We start from the raw sequence: 24,548 nt of genomic DNA on the forward strand, positions 1-24,548 counted from the left end.
TCAGGCCTCCGTTCCGGTGCTCTCAGCCGGAGCGGCAGCGGCGGGCGCGTCGGCCTTGGGGGCCTCGGCGGCCGGAGCCGACTGCTGCTGCGGCTTGCGCCCACGACGCTCGCCACCGCGGCCACCGCGGGCCGGGCGGTCGTTGCCGCCACGGGCCGGACGGTTGCCGGCGCGGGCGGCGGCGTTCTCGGCGCGGACCTCGGCGATGTTCTTGACGTCGCCCTTGTAGATCCAGACCTTCACACCGATGCGGCCGAAGGTCGTCTTGGCCTCGAAGAAGCCGTAGTCCACGTTCGCGCGGAGCGTGTGCAGGGGCACACGGCCCTCGCGGTAGAACTCCGAGCGGGACATCTCGGCGCCACCGAGGCGGCCACCGCACTGGATCTTGATGCCCTTGGCGCCGGCCTTCATCGTGCCCTGCATGCTCTTGCGCATGGCGCGACGGAAGGAGACGCGGGAGGAGAGCTGCTCGGCGACGGCCTGGGCCACCAGCTGAGCGTCCGTCTCCGGGCTCTTGACCTCGAGGATGTTCAGCTGGACCTGCTTGCCGGTCAGCTTCTCCAGGTCACCGCGGATGCGGTCCGCCTCGGCGCCGCGGCGGCCGATGACGATGCCGGGACGGGCGGTGTGGATGTCCACACGCACGCGGTCACGGGTGCGCTCGATCTCCACCTTCGAGATGCCGGCGCGCTCCATGCCGGACGTCATCATCCGACGGATGGCGACGTCTTCCTTGACGTAGTCCTTGTACAGCTTGTCGGCGTACCAACGCGACTTGAAGTCGGTCGTGACACCGAGCCGGAACCCGTGCGGGTTTACCTTCTGGCCCATTACCGGGTTCCTTCCTTGCTGCTGACGACCACGGTGATGTGGCTGGTCCGCTTGCGGATCCGGTAGGCGCGGCCCTGGGCGCGCGGCCGGAACCGCTTCAGGGTCGGGCCCTCGTCGACGTAGGCCTCGGAGATGAAGAGGCTGTCGGCGTCGGTGTGGTCGTAGTTGTGCGCGGCGTTGGCGATGGCGCTGTCCAGCACCTTGCCGACCGGCACGCTCGCGGCCTGCGGGGCGAAACGCAGGACCGCCTGAGCCTCCGTGGCATCCATGCCACGGATGAGGTCCACCACGCGGCGGGCCTTCATGGGCGTGACGCGGATGTACCGCGCCTGGGCCCTGGCTTCCATGGTTGTCCCTTCAGTGTTTGTCATGGTCATTCCACCCCGCTACTAGCGGCGCTTCGACTTCCGGTCGTCCTTGACGTGACCCCGGAAGGTGCGCGTCGGCGAGAACTCGCCGAGCTTGTGGCCGACCATGGACTCGGTGACAAACACCGGGATGTGGGTCTTGCCGTTGTGCACCGCGATCGTGTGGCCGAGCATCGCCGGGACGATCATCGAGCGACGGGACCAGGTCTTGATGACGTTCTTGGTACCGGCTTCGTTCTGCGTGTCCACCTTCTTGATCAGGTGGTCGTCGACGAAGGGTCCCTTCTTCAAGCTACGAGGCATCTCAACCCGTCCTTAGCGCTTCTTGTTCGTCTTGCGGCGGCGGACGATGTACTTGTTCGACGCCTTCTTGGGCGAACGAGTACGGCCTTCCTTCTTGCCCCAGGGGGACACCGGGTGGCGACCACCCGAGGTACGGCCTTCGCCACCACCGTGCGGGTGGTCCACCGGGTTCATGACCACACCACGCACGGTCGGGCGAACGCCCAGCCAGCGCTTACGGCCCGCCTTGCCCCAGTTGATGTTGCTCTGCTCGGCGTTGCCGACCTCGCCGACGGTGGCGCGGCAGCGCACGTCGACCAGGCGGATCTCTCCGGACGGCATGCGCAGGTGGGCCATCTGACCCTCCTTCGCGAGCAGCTGCACGGAGGCACCGGCGGAGCGGGCGAACTTGGCGCCGCCACCGGGACGGAGCTCGATCGCGTGGATCGTGGTACCGACCGGGATGTTGCGGAGCGCCAGGTTGTTGCCCGGCTTGATGTCGGCCCCGGGACCGTTCTCGACGCGGTCACCCTGCTGCAGGTTGCGCGGGGCGAGGATGTAGCGCTTCTCGCCGTCGGCGTAGTGCAGCAGCGCGATGCGCGCGGTGCGGTTGGGGTCGTACTCGATGTGCGCGACCTTCGCCGGCACGCCGTCCTTGTCGTGCCGACGGAAGTCGATCACGCGGTAGGCGCGCTTGTGTCCGCCACCCTGGTGGCGAACGGTCACACGACCGGCGTTGTTACGGCCGCCCTTGCTGTGCAGCGGGCGGACCAGCGACTTCTCCGGCGTGGACCGCGTGACCTCGACGAAGTCGGCGACGCTGGAGCCACGGCGGCCCGGCGTAGTCGGCTTGTACTTGCGGATTCCCATTTCTCAGTCCTCGTCCGATTCCGGACGATCCGGACCTCCGTCAGGAGGTCGGACCGCCGAAGATGTCGATACGGTCGCCCTCGGCGAGGGTCACGATCGCGCGCTTGCTGTCGGCACGCTTGCCGAAGCCCGTGCGGGTCCGCTTCCGCTTGCCCTGGCGGTTGATCGTGTTGACCCCGGTGACCTTGACCGAGAAGACCGCCTGGACGGCTTCCTTGATCTGGGTCTTGTTGGAGCCCGGCGCGACGATGAACGTGTACTTGTTCTCGTCGAGGAGCGCGTAGCTCTTCTCCGACACGACCGGCTTCAGCAGCACGTCACGGGGGTCCGTGAAGGCCTTGCTGGCCGGGGTGACGACGGTGTTCTTGCCCTCGGCCTCGTGGCGGCGCGCCTTGGCGACGCGCGCGGCCTTGGCGGCCTTGGCCGCCTTGGAGGCGATGCTCGGGTGACGCGTAGCCATCAGGCCTCGCTCCCTTCGGTGTCATTGGCCTTCGGGCCGGACACGAAGGACTCGAAGGCGGCCTGGGTGAAGACCACGTCGTCCGAGACGAGAACGTCGTACGTGTTCAGCTGGCCCGGCTCCAGGATGTGGATCTGGGGCAGGTTGCGCGCGGACAGCCACGCGGCCTCGTCGGCGCGGTCGACGACCAGGAGCAGGTTCTTGCGCTCCGAGATCTTGCCGAACAGCGTCCGGGCGGCCTTCGTGGACGGGTTGTCGCCCTCGATGACGCCGGTGACGACGTGGATGCGGTTGTGGCGGGCCCGGTCGGTGAGGGCGTGGCGCAGGGCCGCGGCCTTCATCTTCTTCGGGGTCCGCTGCGAGTAGTCACGCGGCTGCGGGCCGTGGACGACGCCACCGCCGGCGAACTGCGGCGCACGGGTCGAACCCTGGCGGGCGCGGCCGGTGCCCTTCTGGCGGTACGGCTTCTTGCCGCCACCGCGGACCTCGCCGCGACGCTTGGTCTTGTGCGTGCCCTGGCGGGCAGCGGCGTTCTGCGCGACGACGACCTGGTGGATCAGCGGGATGCTGATCTTCTCCACGCCGAAGATCTCCGCGGGGAGCTCGACGCTTCCGGTCTTCTCGCCCGCAGGCGAAAGGATGTCAACAGTGCTCATCGGTTACCTCAGGCCCCCTTGGCCGCGGTGCGGACCAGGACGAGGCCGCCGTTCGGACCGGGAATGGCGCCCTTGATGAGCAGCAGACCCTTCTCCGCGTCAACGGCGTGGACGGTCAGGTTCTGGGTGGTGACCCGCTCGTTGCCCATGCGGCCCGCCATGCGCATGCCCTTGAAGACACGGCCGGGGGTGGCACAGCCACCGATGGATCCGGGCATGCGGTGCACACGGTGGGCACCGTGCGACGCCTTGCCACCCTTGAAGTTGTGGCGCTTCATGACGCCGGCGAAGCCCTTGCCCTTGCTCTTCGCGGTGACGTCGACCTTCACGCCGGACTCGAAGGCCTCAGCGGTGATCTCCTGGCCGAGGGTGTAGTCGCTGGCACCAGCGGTACGGATCTCGACGAGGTGGCGACGGGGGGTGACGTCGGCCTTGGCGAAGTGGCCCTTGAGGGGCTTGTTCACCTTGCGCGGGTCGATCTCGCCGAAGGCGATCTGGACCGACTCGTAGCCGTCGACGTCGTTCGTGCGGACCTGGGTGACGACGTTGGGGCCGGCCTTGACGACGGTGACCGGAACAACGCGGTTGTTCTCGTCCCACACCTGCGTCATGCCGAGCTTCTCGCCCAGGATGCCCTTGATCTGCTTGGTCATCTTCAGATCACCGCCCTCAGAGCTTGATCTCGATGTCGACACCGGCCGGGAGGTCGAGTCGCATCAGAGAGTCAACGGTCTTGGGGGTCGGGTCGAGGATGTCGATGAGGCGCTTGTGCGTGCGCATCTCGAAGTGCTCGCGCGAGTCCTTGTACTTGTGCGGCGACTTGATGACGCAGTACACGTTCTTCTCAGTGGGCAGCGGCACCGGGCCCGCGACCGACGCACCAGTGCGGGTCACCGTCTCGACGATCTTCTTCGCCGAGGAGTCGATGACCTCGTGGTCGTAGGCCTTGAGCCGGATGCGGATCTTCTGTCCCGCCATGGCTACTCAGTAGTCCTGTCTCTCGTAACGCTCTGGACCCGGCGGCCCTTGTGTCTCCACGCCCCGCCTCCGACCCACGCGGTCGGGCGTGTCGCACTCTCGCTGACACAGATGTCCCTTGTTCGAACATCCCTGCTCTGGGAGGTGCGGGCCCTTCCGGAACCGCGGACCGGGGGCGAGAAGCCCACCGGGTGCCTGGCCGGTACCCCGCTGACACTTCCCGGAAGATTCCCGTACGTCCGCCCCTGATCAGGGACGACGAGTACTGTGGGACTCGCTTCCGGTCCCCCCGGCGGGAGGCGCACAGCATCGGCACTCGACCGAGCAACCCCGCTAGTCTGCCATACGGGGCGGGGGGCTGGCCAATCGGGCCGGAGAGAATACCCCGGGGGTGGCGGGGGTCAAACCAGGGCCTTCCCCAGGCCCCCTACAACCACTCGCCGCCGTCATCTTCCGCGCCGGCTCCGTAGTCGCGTACCACCACAACGAGCTGCACCGGCACGTCGGTGTCGTCATGCTTGACGCCGGCCAGGACGACCTTGCCCGAGACTCGCCACGCAGTGTGGTCGATGTAGTCCGCACCGTCGGTCAGGTCTTCCTCCGAACTCTCCAGCCTGGCCCCGAGGGGTCCGGACTCCAACTGGGCGACGAGTCCCGGGAGCTCCGCGGACGCCGCGTCGTAGAGGTCGTCGATGTATGTGTCCGGGTCCGGCCACTCCTCTTCGACGTCTCGGTGCCAGACGGTGAACTCCACCTGCACCGAGGGCCCGTCCCCTTGAATCCACGCATGGGCATCGCCGCGGCGCCAGGACGTCACCCACTCCGTCGCCGGATTGGCGCGGCCCCCCTCCCAGCCTGCCGCGTCGAGCACGGCTGCTGCCGCCGGCCCGGTGAGCTCGTCGAGATCGGTCAGCCGAACCAGTTCCGCACTTACGTCAACCATTTACTCATTCCACTCATACCGTTTCCGGGCACATGAAATACCGCTAGCGTACCGCTCGCCATCGCTTCCGGGAAATGACTTCCGAGCAATTCCCGGAAGTGCGCAGCCCCGGCTTCATTGGATATCGCGTAACGCACACCCTTTCCGCCCATTTCTTCATTCAATTTCAGGAGCTTGGCGGCCTGGTCGGTGATTTTCGCCTCATTGTAGAAGTCATTACGAGGATTATAGACGGACTTAGCCCACTCACCGTCCCGTCCGCCGGTGAACTTAGCCTCCATGATCCATCCATTGGTGGGACCACCGTCCACGTGCACCTCCCGACCGTTGGACAGCTTCCATATCTGCTCATAGTCCGTACCGGAAACCACACGCTGATACCGGAACGAGGGACGCTTCAGCATCTTTTCGGTCATCCAGGCGAGCCCCTTGAACGTAGGGCAGGACTGGAGACCGAGAGGGTCGGACCAGACCAGCGGGTTGAGCACGTACCCGTAGTGGTCGGGGCCCGCTGCGAGACCCAGCGGGTCGGGAGAAACGTACCGCGCCGTGTATGGATCGTAATAGCGGAAATGGTTGTAGTGCAGCTCGCTCTCGGCGTCGAAATACTGCCCAGGGAAACGAAGCTGACATCCTTCTTCCGACGCTTGAAGGTGCCGCCCTTCCCCCCAAAGACTCGACCTGTTCTTCCAGGTCACGTTTCCGTCTGGAGTGAGCAGTTCGACGGGACTGCCGACGAGATCGCTCACTATGAGCCTGAATCTCTGGTCTACTTCGTCCTGGGGAGCGTCTTTGGCCCATTCCCGTGTACATTGCGCCACTGCACGATGGCTGTCGGGCGTGTACTCCCATGTGATGCTGGTTCGGGCTCCGGGACCGAGCTCATGGATCTCCTCCGCGAGTCGGCTGCCGTCCCACACGAAGAACACCGCTTCGCTGACGTCCCCGAGGGAGTCGAGACGCTCTTTCGCCACCCGGCGTCCGAGAGGGTCGTAGGTGTAGCGCCAGGTAGTCCCATCCGGCGTGACGAGGCATGTCAGCCGGTCGTCGGCGTTCCAGGTATAGGTCCAGCTCTTGCGGAGGCCCGAGAGCGTTCTGCGAGTGCGCCGGATCACCCGCCCCTGGTCGTCATAGACGTAGCTGGTGCGGCCGGCTCGCGTCAGCCGGTTTCCGGCGTACGCGAAGCGCTGCGTGGGTTCGTGCTGGACACCGTCCGCGTTCTCTCGATGAGAGGCGATCAGTCGTCCCCCATCGTCGTAGGCATAGCTTTCGCTCCATCCCTCCGCCCTGACTCCGGTCGGCCGACCCCCCGCGTCCAGGGAAAAGCGCTTCCGGTCGCCCTGGTTTTCGCGTACCTCGAGGGGACCAACAGGGCCATGGATGTATTGACGGTCGATGGAAGGTGCCGGTGCCCCCGGAGCACTGTGCGTCGAGGGGAAGACCTTCTGGCTGCGCATCCGGTGCAACGCATCCCAGGACTGCACAACCGCGGGGCCGTCGGCCAGCCGGATCTCCGTCTCCCGGCCCGCAGCGTCGTAGCCAAACTGCAAGGTATGGCCGGACGCCACCAGTTGACGCGGCTGGCCGTCCATGGTGTACGACCAGTTGCTCTCGACTCCGGAAGGAGTGACTCGGGTTGTGCGGCGACCGGCCAGGTCGTAGCGGAAGCGGCTTGTTCGCCCGTTGACGGACTCCTCGGTCACACGACCGTATTCATCGTGCGCGAAGGTGAGCTGGACGCCGGGCGAGAGCGCTTCCGCCAGTTGCCCGGCGTCGTCATATCGGAACACCGTTGTCGAGTCCCCGGCACGCTTCTCCACCACGTTGCCGATCACGTCGCGCACGTACTCGACGGACTCGCCGGCGCCGTTGACTTGTCTGATGAGCCGGCCCACCTCATCTCGCGCATAGCTGAGCGAACGACCGTCGAAGTCCTGTTCCGCGATCAGGTGGCCTGCGGCGTCATAGGTGTACCGCCAGGAAAGCCCCCGGTCGTTGGCGACGGCTGTGAGCCGAAGCTCGGTGTCGTGCTCGAACCGGAGGATTGCGCCGGCGGGATCAGTTCTGCTCGCCAACTGGTCGAAGTGGGAGTACGTCGAAGTGGTGGTTGCTCCGCTGGGGTCGGCGTACGCAAGAAGATTCCCCTCCGCATCCCAGACCCAGGACTCCACGCTGCCGTCAGCCGCGATCCTTTGCTTCTTCCTGCCCTCCGGCGTCCACGAGATGTGAGTGACACCGCCAAGCGGATCCGTGACCGAGTCGACGCGGCCGAACGGGTCACGGCCGTACTCGACGAACGCGCCCGCCGAGTTCGCGACCCTCACCGGCAGACCCGCGGCATTGGTCACGATGGAGACGCTCGCCCCGTGAGGGTCAGTAATGCCGGTGAGCGCACCTCCGAGTCCATACGTGAAGCCGGTCGTGGCACCACCGGGCTCCACTACGGACGTACGGTTCCCACGCTCGTCGTAGGAGTAGGTGCGCACCGCCCCGTCGCCACCGACCGTCATGACGGGAAGGTGCCATTGGTTGTACTCGGCGGTCGCTCGACGTCCGTCGGGACCGGCGATGGAAGTGACGTTGCCTGCCTCGTCGTAGGTGTACGCGGTCTCCCGTCCCATGGGGTCGGTCTGCTTGAGCAGCCGACCGTGACGATCCCATTCGAGCGACTCCTGCCGGTCCAGTGGATCGATCACCCTGACGAGTTGCAGCAACTCGTTGTGCTCGAACCGGGTCGCGTGACCCAGTGAATCCGAATACGTGGTGACGCGATGCGCGGGGTCGTAGTCGATGACACAGTTCAGGTACCCGTCAGCGCCCCGCCCTGCGACGCAACGATCCTCACCGTCGTACACGAACCTGTACCAACTCGCGTTTCTGTCGGTCCAGGAGACAACTCGCGCTCGGTCGTCGTAGTCGAGTTGGAGGGGCAACCCCGAAGAATTGATGATCTGTGTGAGATGGCGGTCGACCGAGTATGAGTACCGAACAATGGTCGTCGCGTCGTCGGTGTGAGCGCCGTGACGCAACCGCAGAGTCCTGACCAACCCGTCCGTCGTCTCGACCTCGACGTGGTAGCCGGCTGAGTGCCGAACATCGGTCGGAGCACCGTCGGCGCTCCGGGCTATCTCGACGCGGTTGTCATTCCGGTCCGTGATCGCGGACAGTGCCAGTGTGTAGGGCATGTCCGGCAGCGGATCGGCGACCAATGAGAAGTGACGTGTCACGCCGAGCGCCGGATCGTGAATGCGCAGGGTGCCACGGTCGGGCCCATCCCATTCCAGCGGCCACCGCGGCCCCTCGATCGGCATGGCTGTAACCCCGGCCACAGGCACGGGATACGCAAGGATCATGCCGTCTTCCGCGGCGAACAACACCCCTTCGGCGTCCAGCTCGACCCGCTCGTCGAGCGTGGATGCCCAGGACCTACCGAACCATCGGCCTTCTCGATACGTCGAGAGATGGGTGCGCTTCAGCGTCAGCGCCAGGACACCAGGCAACTCGACGTCGGTGTCGTACATCAGCATTTCGCCGGTGACCATGTCGATGGGGTCGCCACCGGGGCATCTGCCCGCAAGTGCCTTGGCTCGCTTCACGAGGTTGCCGGTGCCTCCCCTGAGAGACCTCCCCAGCCCTCTGACGCCCTGCGCCATGCCTTTGAGCCCCAGCTTGCCGGCTGACCTCAGTCCCTTCGCGAGCCCGCCGAGCGTCGTCAGCCCCTTCATACCGGGTATGCAGTCCAGCGCCGCCAGCCCCACGTCCCACAGGGACGCCTGGCCCTTGCTGTATTTGTAGAGCGTGTCCGCCAGGACCACGAGGGCCGCGATCAGCACGATCGCGCCCAGGATCGGCCCGCCGATGATCATCGCGACGATGCCGACGACCGCGACGACGACCTTGCAGACCGTGACGATCGTGTCCCAGTTGTCGGAGAACCAGTCGCCGACGTCCTCCCACCACGACCGGTTCTGGATACCGGCGTCCGACGCCTCGTCGATCTTGTTCTTCGCGTCCCGGGCCGCGTCCTCACGCATCTTGCGCGCGTCCTCGGCCATCTTCTTCGCCGCGTCCAGCGCACCCTGCGCCGAGTCCACCGCCGACTGCGCGTTCGTCTGCGCCGTCTTCGCGTGCTGCGCGTCACGCGTGGCCGCGCGGACCTTCGCCTCGTCCGGCTTGTCCCCGTCCGACTTACTGCCCGTCGGATCGTCCTTGTACTTGTCCGCCTCCTTCGACGCCCGCGTCACCCACGAATCCGCCGAGGACAGCTTCGACTGGGCCGAAGTCAGGTCCTGACGGGCCTCGCGCGCCTTGACGAGGGCCCGGTCGGCCAGGGCCTGGGCGCGCTCCAGCTTCGGCCAGAAGTCGGCCAGGGCGTCGCCGCACATCCCGTACGACTTCTCCAGCTTCTTCAGGTTCTTCGGGACGCCGGAGAACTCCTCCTTGAAGACCGCCGCCGACTTGCCCGCCCACTCCGCGAGCGTGGTCTCCCCCGCCATGCCCTTGACCAGACGCAGCGCCTCGGACACGTCGTCCGCGAAGTCGTGCAACGTCTTCGCGAGCGTGCGCACGCGCTGCGGGTCACCGGGCGTCGGGTCCTTGTCCAGGTCCAGGACATGCCAGTCACTCGGCCTGTGGCCCACCATCACGCAACCCCCGTCGACGCACGCGCATCAGCAACAACCCGTATGCACACGTGAACTTACAAGGCACGGACGTTCGACGAAAGTGCTGTCTTCAGGGCCTGGAGCGGCGTCGGCGCAGGGCTTCGCGTGTGTCGATGAGCGCGTACGACGCCTCCAACCGCCAGGTCTCCAGCTTGTCCAGTACGCGCGACGCGATCTTCCATCCCTTCAGCCACAGCGGCAGTTGCCGGAACGGCACGAACGTCATGGTGTCGTCCACGGCGTTGACGGCGATGCTCCTGCGGCCGGGGCCCGCCGATCGCAGCGCGGCGTACAGCTCTGGCGTCAACTCGCCGTTGAGCCGGGCCGTGGTGCCCGCCGCGGTGTAGGCGAAGCCGCGCTGGGCGGCCTCCGGCAGCTTCATGGCGCGGATGATCCGCGGCGATGCCTCCTGCAGGGGGCAGTTGAAGGCCAACCCGATCACGGCGGTTCCCAGGTGGCGCTCTCCACGTTCGTAGGCCGCGTCCCATGCGGCGGGGTCGTCGATACCGAGTAGGCCCTCGCCCGATTCCCAGTTCAGCTCGGCTGTCACAACCGCGCGCGTCCTTTCAGCCGGCCCCAGGTCGGATTCTCTTGGTGATCTGCTCCATCGCCTGGTCCGGGGTGGAGGCCAGCAGCCAGACGTCGTCCATGCCCTCGTACACCGCGCCGTCCTCCGCCATGGTCAGGTGCGAGTTGCGGCGGTCGCGCATGCCGATGGGGTAGAGGGCCACACCCGCCCGGTCGGACAGGTCTTCGATGATCTCCGTGTCCCAGAAGGCCAGCAAGGGGTCCAGGGCGAACTCCCTCCACGGCATCTCGGAGAATGGCTCGCGGTGCGGGACTCGCAGTGCGCCGAATTCCGCCAGGAAGCGGCGAGCGGCGTCGTGGGGTTCGAAGCCGCCGGTCTCCAGCAGGATGCTCTCCCAGGTGTCCGTGGGGACGGCTCTGCCGGGAGACCAGCCGGCCGCCCGCAGCACACGGTCCGTCTCCGCCGGCCAGCGGGGCGATTGGATGTCCGGGGCGGGGCCCACCGTGTCCACGCGCCGCCAGAAGGCGTGGTCCTCCGCTGCGCCTCCGCTCGGCTTCCAGAGCGCGGACGGGGCGGCCTGCATGTCCACCAGACGGTCCAGGGCCTGGTCCGTTGCCGGGGCAAGCAACTCCACGCGGTCCCTCAACAGGTACAGCGCTCCGCCCTCGCCGATGCCCAGGAGGCTCGCGCCGTCGTCCGCGGCGCCCACGGGGTACAGGGTTGTGCGCGCTTCCCGGCTCACCCGTGCGAATCGCTCCTCCTGCCACTCGGCGACAAGAGGGTCGAACCGGATGGCCGACGGGTGGCGGCGCACGTCGGTGGGCCAGCCGGAGGTGATCAGGCCGCCGAATTCGGCGAGAAAGCTGCGCGCGGCATCGTGGGGTGCGAAGTCGCCGCGCTCGCTCAGGATCGACTCCCAGGTCGCCGTCGGGACCGCGCGGCCCGGTCGCCACCCGGCTCGGCACAGCACGGTGTCCGTGCGGGTCGACCAACGCCGTGTCACGAGGCGGGGCTCATCCCACGAACCGGAACGAAGAAGTGATCGCGTCGAAGATGTCGAAGAAGGAGTCCGCCAGGTCGAGGACCTGGCTGCTGCCCGCCACCAGGGCGACCTTGCCCTCCTGGCCCGGGACCGGGATGTAGGTCTGCATCAGGACGGCGCGGACCGTGCGGTTCAGGGCGTCGTCCGGGACCGGGATGTCCTCCACGCCCTGGGTGCGGGCGGCCGGGCCCACGCCGGGGATGTCGACCGTGGTCACCTTGCGCCAGGAGTCGCCGGGCTTCCTGGCCTCCTTGACCGCCAACTGGCCCGCTATGGCGGCCGGGTCGTTGGGGAGGGGGTCGCCGGAGGACGTGCGGCCGCCGATGAGGGAGACCGTCACGGATCCGGTGATCGGGGTGTCGCCGCCGAAGCTCTCCGCCATGCAGCCGCAGTACAGGGCGCCCGACTTCCACGCGTCCGAGGCCGCCTTCTGGAGGAAGGTGATGTACGCGGAGCGGGACGGGGCCAGCTCCGGGTACCGCCGGACCCGGTCGTCGACCATGCGGCGGATCGAGTCGTCCCGGGACTCCGGACGGACGTCGAACTCCCACCAGGACTCCGGCACCTTGATCCGGAACCCGCCTCGCTCGACGGTCAGTGCCTCCGTGTAACGGGCCATGACGTGACCGGCCTCCCCGTGCGTCGTCCGATGATCCGTTGATCCGTGCCGTCATCGTCCCACCGTTCGAGCGGCCGACAGGGCCAGGGGGCGCTCGCGGCAGATAATCGCTCACCCGGTTTGAGGAAAATCTGTCGTGGTCGCTGTAGACATTCGGCGGCTTCCGTGGTTAATCTTCTGTCGTAGCCAAGAAGTCAGGGAGAGAAGGAGGAGGACGCCATCAGGATCGCCCGGTCGAGGACGTTCTCACCGGGTACCGCAGGCCCCGGAACGGAAGGTGGTCCCACGGTCACGCATCCGCGATCCCTCATCCGCCCGCCCCTCGACGGGGCCCGGGACGGAAGCAGAAGGCCGGCAGTGAAGTAGCCGCCGGCAGATGGTGTTACAAATCCCTCGGGGCCTTGGTGCCGTACGGCACCAAGGCCCCTCGACCGTTTACGCAGGCCCCGAACCCGTCAGCAGAGGTGCAGATGACCGCAGACAGACCGCTCGACCCCATCGACGACGACGACTACCCCGCGTACACCATGGGCCGCGCGGCCGAGATGCTCGGCACCACGCCCGCCTTCCTGCGGGCCCTCGGCGAGGCCAGGCTGATCACTCCCCTGCGCTCCGAGGGCGGCCATCGCCGCTACTCCCGCTACCAGCTGCGCATCGCCGCCCGCGCCCGCGAGATGGTCGACCAGGGCACCGCCATCGAGGCGGCCTGCCGCATCATCATCCTGGAGGACCAGCTCGAAGAGGCCCAGCGCATCAACGCCGAGCTGCGGCGGGGCGGCGCCGAGACCTCCGGGAACCCGGCGGGAAGTGCCCGTACCGCCCGGTAATCCCCCCGAGCGGTGCGCCCCCACCGGTCCGGCGGATAAAATCCGTGCTCATGCCGAAGCCTGACGAGCTGCTCATGGACGTCGCCGCCCTGGTGGAGTCCGGGCAGAGCAGCCGGATGTCCCTGACCGTGGTCACCCACGGCGCTGTCATCACCGGTCGCCTGGCCCCCGAGAGGGTCTGGAGGCGGCGGGTGTCGGAAGTACTGACGGACTCAGCCGACCTGGGCGACTTCTCCGCCGTCTTCGACGGTCACGCGGAGAAGGCCGGGCCACCCACGCACCTGCACTTCCATGTCGCCCGGATCCTCCAGGGCACCATGGGGATCCCGGAGACCGGCGGTATGTACCGCGTGGCGATCGAGGACGTCAGTGCCTGGACCGTGGGTGACTTCAGCTACTCCGACCACTGAACCCCCGCCCGGCGGGGGCGGTTTCCTCAGATCACGCCCTGCGCCAGCATCGCGTCCGCCACCCGCTCGAAGCCCGCGATGTTGGCGCCGGTGACGTAGTCGCCGGGGGTGCCGTAGCGGGTGGCGGTTTCGTGGCAGGTGGTGTGGATGCTGGTCATGATGGCCGCGAGTTCGTCCTCGACGCGGGCCGCCGGCCAGGACGTACGGGCGTGGTTCTGGGCCATCTCCAGGGCGCTGACCGCGACGCCGCCCGCGTTGGCCGCCTTGCCGGGGCCGAAGGCGACGCCGGCCTGCTGGAGGAGGTGGACGGCGTCGGGGGTGGCCGGCATGTTGGCGCCCTCGGAGACCGCCTTCACGCCGTTGCGGACCAGCGCCGCCGCGTCCTGGGCGTCGAGTTCGTTCTGCGTGGCCGACGGGAGGGCGACGTCGGCCGGGACCTCCCAGACACGGCCGCCGGGGACGAAGCGGGCGGAGGCGCCGCGGCGCTCGGCGTACGTGTCGACGCGGCCGCGTTCGACCTCCTTGACCTGCTTGAGCAGGTCCACGTCGATGCCCTTCTCGTCGACCACGTAGCCGGAGGAGTCCGAGCACGTGACGGGGTTGGCGCCGAGGGCGATGAGCTTCTCGATGGTGTAGATCGCGACGTTCCCGGAGCCGGACACGACCGTCGTCTGGCCCTCCAGGTCCTCGCCGCGTTCGCGCAGCATCGCCGCCGCGAAGAGCACGTTGCCGTAGCCGGTCGCCTCCGGGCGGATCAGCGAACCGCCCCAGCCCGCGCCCTTGCCGGTGAGGACGCCGGCCTCCCAGCGGTTGGTGATGCGGCGGTACTGGCCGAAGAGGTAGCCGATCTCGCGGCCGCCGACGCCGATGTCGCCGGCCGGCACGTCGGTGTGCTCGCCGATGTGCCGGTACAGCTCGGTCATGAACGACTGGCAGAACCGCATGACCTCCGCGTCACTGCGTCCGCGCGGGTCGAAGTCGCTGCCGCCCTTGCCGCCGCCGATGCCGAGGCCGGTCAGGGCGTTCTTGAAGATCTGCTCGAAGCCCAGGAACTTGATGACGCCCAGGTTCACCGAGGGGTGGAAGCGCAGACCGCCCTTGTACGGGCCCAGTGCGCTGTTGAACTCGACGCGGAAGCCGCGGTTGACGTGGACGCGGCCCCTGTCGTCCGGCCACGGCACCCGGAAGACCACCTGCCGCTCCGGCTCCACCAGCCGCTCGACCAGCCCCGGCTCGGCGTACTCGGGGCGCGCCGCGAGGACCGGCGCGAGCGTCTCCAGGACCTCGCGGGCCGCCTGGTGGAACTCGGGCTGGGCCGGGTTGCGGTGCTCGATCTCCGTGAGGAGGCGGGCAAGCGCGGTCTTCGTGTCGGGTCGCGTCGTCGTCACGTAGGACCTCTCTGGTATCGGCGGCACCGGTCGTGATCAGTGTTACGTGCAGGAAAACGTCCTGACCAGCACCTGGCCACGGTATGAGACGGAGACCTCCCCGGCCGCGTGCCCCGCCGCCGCGGGCCCGCGAGCGAGCCCGGGGGACGCGTCCGCCCCCCGGCGGGGCGTCGGCACCGTCAGACAAGCCCTCCGTTGGCGCGCAGCACCTGGCCGTTGACCCAGTGGCCGGCCGGGCCGCTCAGGAAGGCGACCACCTCGGCGATGTCCTCGGGGCGGCCCAGCCGCTCCAGCGGCGGGATCTTCGAGAGGCGGTCGATCTGCTCGGGGGTCTTGCCGTCGAGGAAGAGGTCCGTCGCGGTCGGTCCCGGCGCGACCGTGTTCACGGTGACGTCCCGGCCGCGCAGCTCCCGCGCGAGGATCAGCGTCATCCCCTCCACCGCGGCCTTGCTCGCCACGTACGCCCCGTACTCGGGGAACTGCGTGCCGACCACGGAGGTCGAGAAGGTCACCAGCGAGCCGCCCGCGCGCAGGCGCCGTGCGGCCTGCTGGGCGACGACGAAGGTGCCGCGGATGTTGGTGCGGTGCATGGCGTCGAGGGCGGCCAGGTCCAGGTCGGCCACGGTCGACAGGGTCATCCGCCCGGCGGCGTTGACCACCACGTCGACGCCGCCGTACTCCGCCTCCGCCCGGTCGAACAGCGCCGCGACCTCCTTCTCGTCCGCCACGTCGGCCTGTACGGCGACCGCCCGGCCGCCGGCTCCGGTGATCGCGGCGACCGTGTCCTCGGCGGAGGCCGCGTCGCGCGCGTAGTTCACGACGACCGCCAGGCCGTCCCGGGCGAGCTGCTGGGAGACGGCCCGGCCGATGCCGCGGGAGCCGCCGGTGACGATCGCGACCCGGAGGCCGGCGGGGGCGGGCTGGTTCGGCTGTGTGCTCGGTGTCATGTCGGTCATGACTTCACCCTGCGCCGCCCCGGCCCACGCAACCAGGGGATGTCATCCCCTGGGTGGCGGACCCGGCCGGGCGCAGAATGGGGCGCATGGGCGCCGTCAAGTACACCGAGCTGGGAGCCTTCCTCCGCTCCCGGCGTGAGCGCATCCGGCCGGCCGACGTGGGGCTCCCGTCCGGGCCGCGCCGCCGCGTGCCGGGACTGCGGCGCGAGGAGGTCGCCCAGCTCGCCGGGGCGTCGGTGGACTACTACAACGAGCTGGAGCGGGGTGCCGGGTCGCAGCCGTCCGAGCAGATGATCGCCGCGCTGGCGCGGGCGCCGCGGCTCTCGGCCGACGAGCGGGACTACCTGTACCGGCTCGCCGACCGGCCGGTGCCCGTGCAGGGCGGCGCCGCCTCGCACGTCCACCCCGGCATGCTCGACCTGCTCGGCCGGATGGCCTCGACCCCGGCCCAGGTGATCACCGACCTGCACGTCACCCTCGTACAGAATCCGCTCGCCGTGGCGCTGCTCGGGGACCAGTCCGGGCTGCGGGGGCCGAGGGCGAGCTTCGTGCACCGGTGGTTCACCGAGCCGGCCGCGCGGGAGCTGTACCCCGAGGCCGACCACGCGGCCCAGTCCCGCGCTTTCGTCGCCGACCTGCGGGCCGCCGCCGCGCGCAGGAACGCGCGGGACCCGGAGGCCGGGACGATGATCCGTACGCTGCTCGGCCTCTCCCCCGAGTTCGCCGCGCTCTGGGCCGACCACGACGTCGCCGTCCGGCGCGACGACCGCAAACGGCTCAACCACCCCACGCTGGGTCTGATCGAGGTCAACTGCCTCAACCTGTTCAGCGAGGACGGGCGTCAGCGGCTGCTCTGGTTCACACCGGCGGTGGGGACGGAGAGCGCGGGGCTGCTGGAGCTGCTGGCGGTGGTGGGGACGCAGGAGGTCGCGCCGTCCTCCACGGTCAGTCCTGCGACGCGTACGGCAGGAAGGTCGCCCAGGCGGTCGGGGTGAGCGCCAGGCGGGGGCCCTCTTCTACGTGCTTGGAGTCGCGGACGTGGACCGTGCCGGGGGTTTTCGCGATCTCGACGCAGGAGTTGCCGTCCGTGCCGCTGCTGTAGCTGCTTTTGAACCACGCCAGTTCGGCCTTGCGGATCATGTTTCTCCCAGCAGTTGTTCGATGAAGGCGTGCGACTCCCTCGATGGGAGAGCCTGCGCCCGGATGGTGCCGTACCGCAGTTCAAGGATCCGCAGATCCTTGGGGTCGGTGACCGGGCGCCCGTTGAACGCGCCGTCCGATCGCCCCACGGCCGTGCCGTCCGGGAACTTCAGCAACTCGATCTTGCCGTCCACACCCGGATGGGCGTCGGTGCTGGTAGGCATCACCTGAAGTGTGACGTGGTTCAGCCTTCCCACCTCCAGCAGACGTTCGAGCTGGCGCTGCCTCACCATTGTGCCGCCAACCGGCCGACGCAACGGCGCCTCTTCCAGGACGAAGTGGATCGACGGCGCGGGGTCGCGTCCGAGGACCGTCTGCCGTGCAAGGCGAGCCGCCACCATGCGCTCCACGTCGTCCACGGAGTAAGGCGGCTGGGCCGCCTCCATCAATGCGCGGGCATGTTCGGGCGTTTGGAGCAGCCCGTGCACGCTGTTGCACTCGTAGATACCGATCTCAACCGCCTTCCCCTCCAGCTTCCCCAGCTCCCGCACCCGCTTCGGATACCGGACCCTCTTCACGTCCTCCCAGGCCGCCGCGATCAGCCCGCCCGCGTCCAGTACCGCGTCCGCCCTGTCCAGGTACTCCTGGCGGGGAATCCGCTTGCCGCCCTCGACCTTGTAGACCAGGTCCTCCCCGTACCCGACCGCCTCGCCGAAGTCGGCCGCCCGCATCCCCACCGCCTCGCGGCGGAGCCTCAACTGCCGTCCCACCGTGGTGATGACCGCGACGCCCCACTCGTCGTCGGGGTCCACCTCCCACCCCGGCTCGTTCGTCTCGACCGTCATCCCGCGCCCCTTCGTCGTGCTGGCCGTCTCGCTCCGGCGCCCTACCCGCGCGCCCCGGCCCGACAGCCCCGACACCGGTGGACAACCACCGGACAGTGACTGTACGTACCCGCTGAGTCACTTCTCACCGTACGCACCCGGCGCCACGCTGAGTGACGTGAACCAGCGATCCACCGAACTCGACGCGCCCGTACGCAACTTCAGCGTGCAGCTCTCCCCCACGCCGCGCGGGGCGCGCCTCGCCCGGCTGCTCGCCACCGAGCAGCTCCGGAGCTGGGGCCTGCCCCTGGACCCCGCGCGCCAGCTGGTCGCCGAGCTGGCGGCCAACGCGGCGGAGCACGGGCGCGTCCCCGGGCGCGACTTCCGGCTCACGCTCTACGTCGTCGGCGACTTCCTGCGCATCGAGGTCACCGACACCCGGGGCGAGCGGCGTCCCCAGCCGCGTACGCCGGAGCCGGACGCGGAGTCGGGCCGCGGGCTGCTGCTCGTCGAGGCGCTGGCGCACCGGTGGGGCGTCGTGGAGGGGCGGTTTCCGCGGAAGACGGTGTGGGCCGAAGTGCGGTGCGAGGGGCAGGAGCCGGCCTTCGGCACCTGATCGGCGGAAGGCCGGCCGCCCGGCACCGTCACAGGTCCGGACCAACCCCTTGCCCCGGCCCCTCCCCCGCCGCAAGCTCCCCCTATGGAGCTGGAGTTGCGGCATCTCAGGACGGTCCGGGCCATCGCCGACGCCGGCAGCCTCACCAGGGCGGCGACGGCACTGGGGCTCGCGCAGCCCGCACTGAGCGCGCAGCTGAAGCGCATCGAACGGGCGCTGGGCGGCGCGCTGTTCGTCCGGGGCCGGCACGGGGTGCGGGCCACGGCGCTGGGCGAACTGGTGCTGGAACGCAGCCGCATCGTGCTGCCCGCGGTGACCGAGCTGCAACAGGAGGCGGCCCGGTTCGCGCGGGCCCCGCGCACCGCCCGGCACCTCCGGCTGGGCGGCACCCACGGGCCGCTGCTCGGCGCCCTGGTGGACCGGCTGGCCGGGGTGGCGCCGGAGGCCCGGATGACGACGTGCACGTCGTGGTCGGAGCGGGAGCTGGCCGGGCAACTGTCGGACGGACGCCTGGACTTCGCGCTCGCCGGGACCTGCGGATCGGCGGCCCCGCCCGGTGCCGAGGGGCTGGTCTGGCGAGAGGTCGCCGTCGACCCGGTCTTCGTCATGGTGCCCGGCGGCCACCCGCTCGCCGGCCGGCCGGAGGTGGACCTGACCGACCTGGCGGGCGAGGAGTGGGCCTGCGTCCCCGGCGACGGCTGCTTCGGCGACTGCTTCACCGCGTCCTGCGCCCGCGCCGGCTTCACCCCGCGCCGCATGTACGAGACGGACACCGCGTCCCTCGTCCACCTGGTGCGGGTGGGCCGCGCGGTGGGCCTGTGCCGGGCGACCTTCCCGACCACCCCCGGCATCGTCACCCGCCCGCTCACCGGCACCCCACTGGCCTGGCGACACCTGCTGGGCTGGCACGGTGTGTCACAGCGGACGGACCTCGCGACCACCGTCCTCGCCCAGGCCCGGGGCGCGCACGCGGACGTGGCTGCGGGCAGTGACAGTTACACCGAGTGGCTGTCCGCGCACCCCGTCCCGTATGCCGGTGGCCGGCCGGGGTAGGCGGGGCGGCATGAGGCGATGGCTGAAGCTCGTGGCCCTGGCGGCCGTCTTGAGTGCCTGCATGGGCGTCGTCTCCCGGCTGTGGCAGGACACCTGGGCCGACGCCGCGTGGTTCGGCGTCACCATGTGCTGCGTGACGCTGGGCGTCTGGGGCGCCAGGGCCTACGTCGACCGCAACGCTCAGGGCAAGGACTGACGCGCTTCCACCCGCCGCGTCCCATAACGCCACCCAGAGGGCCGACCGACGTCTTACGGCCGCCCTCCGCCCCTCCCTACGGTTTCGGCACCTCCCCACCGAGACCGAGGAGACCCCCATGCCCCACCGACACCGACAGACCAGAGCCGTGGGTGCCGCCCTTGCCGCCACGGCGGCCCTGCTCGTGGCCGGGCTCAGCGGCTCCGCGAGCGCCGGGACGGCACCCTCCCCCGCCGCGCCCACGGCCGCCGAGTCGCTGCGCGCCGACGCCGCCCCTCCCGCCCTGCTCCGGGCCATGGAGCGCGACCTCGGCCTCGGCCGCGAGCAGGCCGAGCGCCGGCTCGGGAACGAGGCCGAGGCCGGTGCCGTCGCGGGCCGGCTCCGGGCCGACCTCGGCGGCGACTTCGCGGGCGCCTGGGTGCGGGGCGCCGAGTCCGGCACGCTGACCGTGGCGACGACGGACGCGGCCGACGTGCCGGCGATCGAGGCGCGGGGCGCGGTGGCCGAGGTCGTCCGGCACTCGCTCGCCGACCTGGGCGCGGCCAAGTCGAGGCTGGACCGGGCGGCCGCTCACCGGGACACCGCCGACGCGCCGGTCCGCTACGTCGACGTACGCACGAACACGGTCACCGTCCAGGCCGTACGCCCGTCCGCGGCCCGGGCGCTGCTCGCCGCGGCCGGGGTGGACGCCGGGCTCGCGCGCGTCGAGACGTCGGCCGAGCGGCCCCGTCCGCTGTACGACCTGCGGGGCGGCGAGGCGTACTACATCAACAACAGCGGACGCTGCTCGGTCGGCTTCCCCGTCACCAAGGGCACCCAGCAGGGCTTCGCGACCGCCGGTCACTGCGGCCGGGCCGGCGCGAGCACCAGCGGCGCCAACCGGGTGGCCCAGGGCACCTTCCAGGGATCGGTCTTCCCCGGCCGCGACATGGCCTGGGTGGCGGCCAACTCCCAGTGGACGGCGACCCCGTACGTCAGCGGGGCCGGCGGCCAGAACGTGCAGGTCGCCGGGTCCACGCAGGCCCCGGTCGGGGCGTCCGTGTGCCGCTCCGGCTCCACCACCGGCTGGCACTGCGGCACCATCCAGCAGCACGACACCAGCGTGACCTACCCCGAGGGCACCATCACCGGCGTCACCCGCACCACGGTGTGCGCCGAGCCCGGCGACTCCGGCGGCTCGTACATATCCGGCAGCCAGGCGCAGGGCGTCACCTCGGGCGGCTCGGGCAACTGCGGCAGCGGTGGCACGACGTTCTTCCAGCCGATCAACCCGCTGCTCCAGAACTACGGCCTCACCCTGAAGACGACCGGAGGCGGCGGCGAGGACCCGGGCGAGCCCGGCGAGCCGGGCGGCACCTGGGCGGCCGGCACCGTCTACCGGCCGGGCGACACGGTGACGTACGGCGGCGCCACCTACCGCTGCCTCCAGGGCCACCAGGCCCAGCGGGGCTGGGAGCCGGCGAACGTACCGGCGCTGTGGCAGCGGGTGTGAGCGACTGACCCCGCGAACGGGGGGGGCGGGCCCGGGTGTGCGCGCAGGGAGAGCGCACCCGGGCCCGGTCGCGCCGCCGGACGTCAGGTGCGGGTGACCCGGCCGCAGGACCCGTCGGGCGTGAGGGGCACGGAGGTGTCGTACGGGTCGACCGCGGGCCCGGTGGGGCGCTCGCCGTCGGGGGCGCCGTCCGCGAACCCGGGGTGCAGGTAGCCGTCGTCGACGCCGCAGTCGGTGTTGTTGTGCTCGGCGTAGTACTTCTCCAGCAGCAGCCTGCCCTCGGTCACGTCCCAGACGGCCGGGTCGTTGAGCGTCAGCGTCAGCTCGCGGCGGACGATCACGCGGGCCACCGGGCCGTCGGGGTCGCCGGCCCGCACCAGCGGGTAGACGAAGGTGTAGTCCGCGCCGACCTTCACCACCCCGGGCTCCCCCGCGGTCGCCCGCATCCGGCCCCGGACCTTGACCACGTCGCCCGCCGGGCGGACCTCGGCCGGGTCGAAGCGGGTGAACAGCAGCAGCGGGTCGTGCTCCTCGTCCGGGTCCCGCAGCGACCGGCGCAGACCGGACAGCAGCTTCGGCTGCTTGGGGTCGAGGACGGCCAGCGCCTCGTCCGGCCGCCCGCCGCGCAGGACACCGGGGTCCAGGTTGGCGGCGACCAGCAGTTCCTTGGTGCGGCGCAGCGCGAACGCCACTTCGTCCGCGCTCCGTCCGGAGAGCGCCTTCGCCTCGGGCACCTCGATGCCGTCGGCGCCCTCGGCCCACGATTCGGCGGGCGAGCCGCGGAACGGGTGCTCGCGGGTGGCCCGCCCGGTGTCGGCGGGGTCCCCGGCGGCGCCGGCCGCGGCCGCCGACGGCTGTCCGGCACCGCCGTCCCCGTCGGGCAGCACCAGCGAGGGCCGTACGGCGACGACCGCCAGCGCCGCCAGCACCAGCACGCCGACGACCGCGCCCACCAGCCGCTTCCGGGAGCCGCCGGCCGGCGCGGAAGGCCCGGTACGCCATCCCGGCGGGCCCTGGTCGCCGCGCCTGCCATCCCGGCGGGCCGCCTCGTCCTCCTCGCGCAGCCGACGGGCCACCATCCGGGCCCGCGCCGACGGCTCCTTCGGCGCGTCACCCCCGGCGCCCTCGGCGGCCTCCCGCAGGAACGCCGCGAGTCGCTCGTCGGAGAGGGAGGAGTCCGGCTCGTCGCCGGAACGATCGGGGGGCGGGACGGTACTCACGGACTCGCTTTCGGGCGGGGGCGGCCGGCGCCGACGGGCGGCGGCACGGGCCGGGGGCTTGTCGGTGATCGATCGTGCCGTTCCGTGAAGGAGAAGTGCAGGGGCCTGAGGGGTTCGTGACCGAATCACAACACCGCCGGGCCCGCATCCGGCCGTCTCACGCCCGCAGATACGCCAGGACCGCCAGCACCCGGCGGTGCGTCTCGGTCGCCGGCGGCAGGTCGAGCTTGGTGAGGATGCTCCCGATGTGCTTGCCCACCGCCGCCTCGGAGACGACGAGTTGGCGGGCGACCGCGCCGTTGGACCTGCCCTCCGCGACCAGCGCCAGCACCTCGCGCTCGCGCGGGGTGAGCCGCTCCAGCGGGTCCCGGCGGCGGCGCAGCAACTGGCGTACCACTTCCGGGTCGACGACCGTGCCGCCGTCCGCGACCTCGGCCAGCGCCTCGACGAACTCCTCGACCTGGCCGACGCGGTCCTTGAGCAGGTAGCCGACGCCCGTACCGTCACCGGAGTCCAGCAACTCGGCGGCGTAGGCGCGCTGCACGTACTGGCTGAGGACGAGGACGGGCAGGGCCGGGCGCCGCTCCCGCAGCCGGACCGCCGCGTGCAGGCCCTCGTCCTGGAAGCCGGGCGGCATGCGGACGTCGGTGACCACGACGTCGGGCGCGTGCTCCTCCACCGCCGCGATCAGCGCCCCGGCGTCGCCGACGGCCGCCACCACCTCGTGCCCGCAGCGGCCGAGGAGGCCGACGAGACCGTCCCGCAGCAGCACGCTGTCCTCGGCCAGCACTACGCGAAGCGTTCGGTCCACTCGCAAGGAATCTCCACGCGCAACAGGGTCGGTCCGCCCGGCGGACTGGACAGGGAGAGTCTGCCATCCAGCACCGACACCCGGTCCGCGAGTCCGGTCAGCCCGCTGCCCCGCCGGGCGTCGGCCCCGCCCCGCCCGTCGTCGCGGACCTCCAGGAACAGCCGCCCGCCCAGGTGTCCGCCGCTCACCTCGGCGCGGCCGGCGCCGCTGTGCCTGCCGACGTTGGCGAGGGCCTCGCTGACCACGAAGTAGGCGGCGGCCTCCACCGCCTGGGGCAGCCGCCCGGCCAGCTCCAGGGTCACGTCCACCGGTACGGCGGACCGGTCGGCGGCGTCGGCGACGGCGGCCTCCAGGCCGTAGTCGGCGAGGACCTTGGGGTGGATGCCGTGGATCAGCTCGCGCAGCTCCTCCAGCGCCTTGCCCGCCTCCCCGTGCGCCTTGGCGAGCTGGTCGGCCAGCGCACCGGGCGGAGCGTCCAGCCGGGCCAGGCCGAGGGCCATCGTCAGGGCGACCAGCCGCTGCTGCGCCCCGTCGTGCAGGTCGCGTTCGATGCGGCGCCGCTCCGCCTCGAAGGCGTCCACCAACCGCACGCGGGAGCGGGCGAGTTCGACGACCCTGGCGTCCGGGCCGCCGTCGCGCGGGGCGATCAGCACGCGGGTCAGCTCGGCGCGGGCGCCGGCCGCGAGGCCCAGCGCGTAGGCGCCCAGGGCGAGGAGCGGCAGCCCCAGCACCGCCACGCCGCACGCGGCCGGCCACGTCGTCACCGTCCACTGCTTGAGCACCTTGGTCTCCTCGCCGCCGCCGACGGTCGCCATCAGCAGCGGCGCGGCGACCAGGGAGAGCGGCAGCGCCAGGGCCGCCGCGACGACCAGCGCGTCCACCACCCAGAGCGGCCCGGCGAACAGCAGCGCGTGCCCCAGCTCCCGCCAGGTCAGCGGCTCGCGCAGCCGGGTGGTCAGCCAGGGCCGGAGACCGGGGGCGGGCTGCCGGTGCCGGTCCGGGGCGGGATCGCGGTCGACCAGGCGCAGCCGGTACCGCTCCAGGTGGGCGACCGGGATGCCCGCGAGGGCGGTGAGGACCAGCAGGGGCAGGCCCACGACCACGACGGCGAGGACACCGCCGACGGCGGCGGCGGTCGCGATCGCCACCAGGGTCACGGCGCCGGCCACCGCCCCCGTCACCAGGTGGGCCACCGCCCGCAGGGGCCACGCCGACCGGAGGTAGCCGGGGGCGGACATGGCCTGCCACACGTTCCGAGGGTGCATGCGGATCACCGTAGGACGCCCGCCCGCGACCGGGCCATCGGTCCAGGGGGTGCTTCGGGGGTAGGGCCGGCCCTACCCCGTTTCTCGCCCCCGCCTCACTGCGCAGCC

General features: G+C 70.6%; 27 protein-coding genes. 7 read left to right on the top strand and 20 right to left on the bottom strand.

The genetic code is table 11. The annotated features are described in order from the left end of the window. From rpsC to IE108_RS19025, 13 genes are all read right to left on the bottom strand, one after another. Positions 1-831 carry a 30S ribosomal protein S3 gene (gene rpsC, locus IE108_RS18965; protein ID WP_064729357.1) on the bottom strand — a complete coding sequence of 277 codons (831 nt, stop codon included), beginning with the start codon at positions 829-831 and terminating at the stop codon, positions 1-3. Continuing rightward, on the bottom strand, positions 831-1,178 hold the full coding sequence (gene rplV, locus IE108_RS18970; protein WP_003974262.1) for a 50S ribosomal protein L22: 348 nt from the start codon (positions 1,176-1,178) through the stop codon (positions 831-833). Before rplV ends, rpsC begins: the two co-directional genes overlap by 1 nt. Positions 1,179-1,220: 42 nt before the next feature. Beyond that, positions 1,221-1,502, bottom strand: coding sequence for a 30S ribosomal protein S19 (gene rpsS, locus IE108_RS18975; RefSeq protein ID WP_003974263.1), 282 nt, complete (start codon positions 1,500-1,502; stop codon positions 1,221-1,223). A 12-nt stretch (positions 1,503-1,514) separates the two neighbouring features. Beyond that, positions 1,515-2,351: a 50S ribosomal protein L2 gene (gene rplB, locus IE108_RS18980; protein WP_019329639.1), complete on the bottom strand. Its 837-nt coding sequence runs from the start codon at positions 2,349-2,351 to the stop codon at positions 1,515-1,517. A gap of 40 nt (positions 2,352-2,391) precedes the next feature. After that, complete coding sequence (rplW, locus tag IE108_RS18985; protein WP_007443985.1) at positions 2,392-2,811, bottom strand: 50S ribosomal protein L23; 420 nt, start codon at positions 2,809-2,811, stop codon at positions 2,392-2,394. Further along, a complete protein-coding gene (gene rplD / locus IE108_RS18990; protein ID WP_064729356.1) occupies positions 2,811-3,467 on the bottom strand; it encodes a 50S ribosomal protein L4 in 657 nt (218 codons plus the stop codon). The genes rplW and rplD overlap by 1 nt, the downstream gene beginning before the upstream one ends. Positions 3,468-3,475: 8 nt before the next feature. Beyond that, complete coding sequence (gene rplC, locus IE108_RS18995) at positions 3,476-4,120, bottom strand: 50S ribosomal protein L3 (protein WP_064729355.1); 645 nt, start codon at positions 4,118-4,120, stop codon at positions 3,476-3,478. 16 nt (positions 4,121-4,136) lie between these two features. After that, positions 4,137-4,445: a 30S ribosomal protein S10 gene (rpsJ, locus tag IE108_RS19000; RefSeq protein WP_003948644.1), complete on the bottom strand. Its 309-nt coding sequence runs from the start codon at positions 4,443-4,445 to the stop codon at positions 4,137-4,139. A 427-nt stretch (positions 4,446-4,872) separates the two neighbouring features. After that, entirely contained in the window at positions 4,873-5,388 is a 516-nt protein-coding gene (locus IE108_RS19005; protein WP_064729354.1) for a hypothetical protein, read from the bottom strand. Then, positions 5,376-10,031 (bottom strand): DUF6531 domain-containing protein, encoded by a 4,656-nt coding sequence (locus tag IE108_RS19010; protein WP_064729353.1) that lies wholly within the window; start codon positions 10,029-10,031, stop codon positions 5,376-5,378. Before IE108_RS19010 ends, IE108_RS19005 begins: the two co-directional genes overlap by 13 nt. Before the next feature lie 91 nt (positions 10,032-10,122). Then, positions 10,123-10,602, bottom strand: coding sequence for a hypothetical protein (locus IE108_RS19015; RefSeq protein ID WP_064729352.1), 480 nt, complete (start codon positions 10,600-10,602; stop codon positions 10,123-10,125). Positions 10,603-10,618: 16 nt separating this feature from the next. Continuing rightward, the gene (locus IE108_RS19020; RefSeq protein WP_064729351.1) at positions 10,619-11,584 is read right to left on the bottom strand and encodes an SUKH-3 domain-containing protein; all 966 of its coding nucleotides are present in this window, start codon (positions 11,582-11,584) and stop codon (positions 10,619-10,621) included. 10 nt (positions 11,585-11,594) lie between these two features. Then, positions 11,595-12,242: a hypothetical protein gene (locus tag IE108_RS19025; protein ID WP_064729350.1), complete on the bottom strand. Its 648-nt coding sequence runs from the start codon at positions 12,240-12,242 to the stop codon at positions 11,595-11,597. 470 nt (positions 12,243-12,712) lie between these two features. On the opposite strand from IE108_RS19025, the gene IE108_RS19030 reads away from it, so the two are divergent. Continuing rightward, entirely contained in the window at positions 12,713-13,069 is a 357-nt protein-coding gene (locus IE108_RS19030; RefSeq protein ID WP_064729349.1) for a MerR family transcriptional regulator, read from the top strand. 50 nt (positions 13,070-13,119) lie between these two features. Next, a complete protein-coding gene (locus IE108_RS19035; RefSeq protein WP_064731926.1) occupies positions 13,120-13,479 on the top strand; it encodes a hypothetical protein in 360 nt (119 codons plus the stop codon). 26 nt (positions 13,480-13,505) lie between these two features. On the opposite strand, the gene gdhA is transcribed toward IE108_RS19035, so the two are convergent. Then, positions 13,506-14,867 carry an NADP-specific glutamate dehydrogenase gene (gene gdhA / locus IE108_RS19040; RefSeq protein WP_064729348.1) on the bottom strand — a complete coding sequence of 454 codons (1,362 nt, stop codon included), beginning with the start codon at positions 14,865-14,867 and terminating at the stop codon, positions 13,506-13,508. 179 nt (positions 14,868-15,046) lie between these two features. Then, positions 15,047-15,814 (bottom strand): SDR family oxidoreductase, encoded by a 768-nt coding sequence (locus IE108_RS19045; protein WP_064731925.1) that lies wholly within the window; start codon positions 15,812-15,814, stop codon positions 15,047-15,049. 86 nt (positions 15,815-15,900) lie between these two features. Between IE108_RS19045 and IE108_RS19050 the strand changes: the two genes are divergently transcribed. Then, positions 15,901-16,818, top strand: coding sequence for a helix-turn-helix transcriptional regulator (locus IE108_RS19050; protein WP_064729347.1), 918 nt, complete (start codon positions 15,901-15,903; stop codon positions 16,816-16,818). Here IE108_RS19050 and IE108_RS19055 read toward each other — a convergent pair. Next, the gene (locus tag IE108_RS19055) at positions 16,769-16,963 is read right to left on the bottom strand and encodes a DUF397 domain-containing protein (RefSeq protein ID WP_064729346.1); all 195 of its coding nucleotides are present in this window, start codon (positions 16,961-16,963) and stop codon (positions 16,769-16,771) included. The two genes, IE108_RS19050 and IE108_RS19055, sit on opposite strands and share 50 nt — an antisense overlap. Beyond that, positions 16,960-17,808 carry a helix-turn-helix domain-containing protein gene (locus IE108_RS19060; RefSeq protein WP_064731924.1) on the bottom strand — a complete coding sequence of 283 codons (849 nt, stop codon included), beginning with the start codon at positions 17,806-17,808 and terminating at the stop codon, positions 16,960-16,962. The genes IE108_RS19055 and IE108_RS19060 overlap by 4 nt, the downstream gene beginning before the upstream one ends. 157 nt (positions 17,809-17,965) lie before the next feature. Between IE108_RS19060 and IE108_RS19065 the strand changes: the two genes are divergently transcribed. The 4 genes from IE108_RS19065 to IE108_RS19080 all read left to right on the top strand — a co-directional run bounded on the left by IE108_RS19065 (position 17,966) and on the right by IE108_RS19080 (position 21,144). Next, on the top strand, positions 17,966-18,403 hold the full coding sequence (locus IE108_RS19065) for an ATP-binding protein (RefSeq protein WP_064729345.1): 438 nt from the start codon (positions 17,966-17,968) through the stop codon (positions 18,401-18,403). Positions 18,404-18,487: 84 nt separating this feature from the next. Continuing rightward, the gene (locus IE108_RS19070; RefSeq protein ID WP_064729344.1) at positions 18,488-19,456 is read left to right on the top strand and encodes a LysR family transcriptional regulator; all 969 of its coding nucleotides are present in this window, start codon (positions 18,488-18,490) and stop codon (positions 19,454-19,456) included. A gap of 10 nt (positions 19,457-19,466) precedes the next feature. Then, positions 19,467-19,652 (top strand): hypothetical protein, encoded by a 186-nt coding sequence (locus IE108_RS19075; protein ID WP_159394621.1) that lies wholly within the window; start codon positions 19,467-19,469, stop codon positions 19,650-19,652. Positions 19,653-19,770: 118 nt separating this feature from the next. After that, positions 19,771-21,144, top strand: a complete 1,374-nt coding sequence (locus IE108_RS19080; RefSeq protein ID WP_064729342.1) for a carbohydrate-binding protein — start codon at positions 19,771-19,773, stop codon at positions 21,142-21,144. An 83-nt stretch (positions 21,145-21,227) separates the two neighbouring features. Here IE108_RS19080 and IE108_RS19085 read toward each other — a convergent pair whose 3' ends face one another. The 3 genes from IE108_RS19085 to IE108_RS19095 all read right to left on the bottom strand — a co-directional run bounded on the left by IE108_RS19085 (position 21,228) and on the right by IE108_RS19095 (position 24,440). Next, a complete protein-coding gene (locus IE108_RS19085) occupies positions 21,228-22,364 on the bottom strand; it encodes a hypothetical protein (RefSeq protein ID WP_064729341.1) in 1,137 nt (378 codons plus the stop codon). Between the two features lie 157 nt (positions 22,365-22,521). Then, positions 22,522-23,154 (bottom strand): response regulator, encoded by a 633-nt coding sequence (locus IE108_RS19090; RefSeq protein ID WP_064729340.1) that lies wholly within the window; start codon positions 23,152-23,154, stop codon positions 22,522-22,524. Beyond that, positions 23,154-24,440 carry a sensor histidine kinase gene (locus tag IE108_RS19095; RefSeq protein ID WP_064729339.1) on the bottom strand — a complete coding sequence of 429 codons (1,287 nt, stop codon included), beginning with the start codon at positions 24,438-24,440 and terminating at the stop codon, positions 23,154-23,156. The genes IE108_RS19090 and IE108_RS19095 overlap by 1 nt, the downstream gene beginning before the upstream one ends. Positions 24,441-24,548 lie beyond the last annotated feature (108 nt).

Origin of the sequence: Streptomyces parvulus, from assembly GCF_014648855.1 — a bacterium.
Classification (GTDB): Bacteria; Actinomycetota; Actinomycetes; order Streptomycetales; family Streptomycetaceae; genus Streptomyces; species Streptomyces parvulus.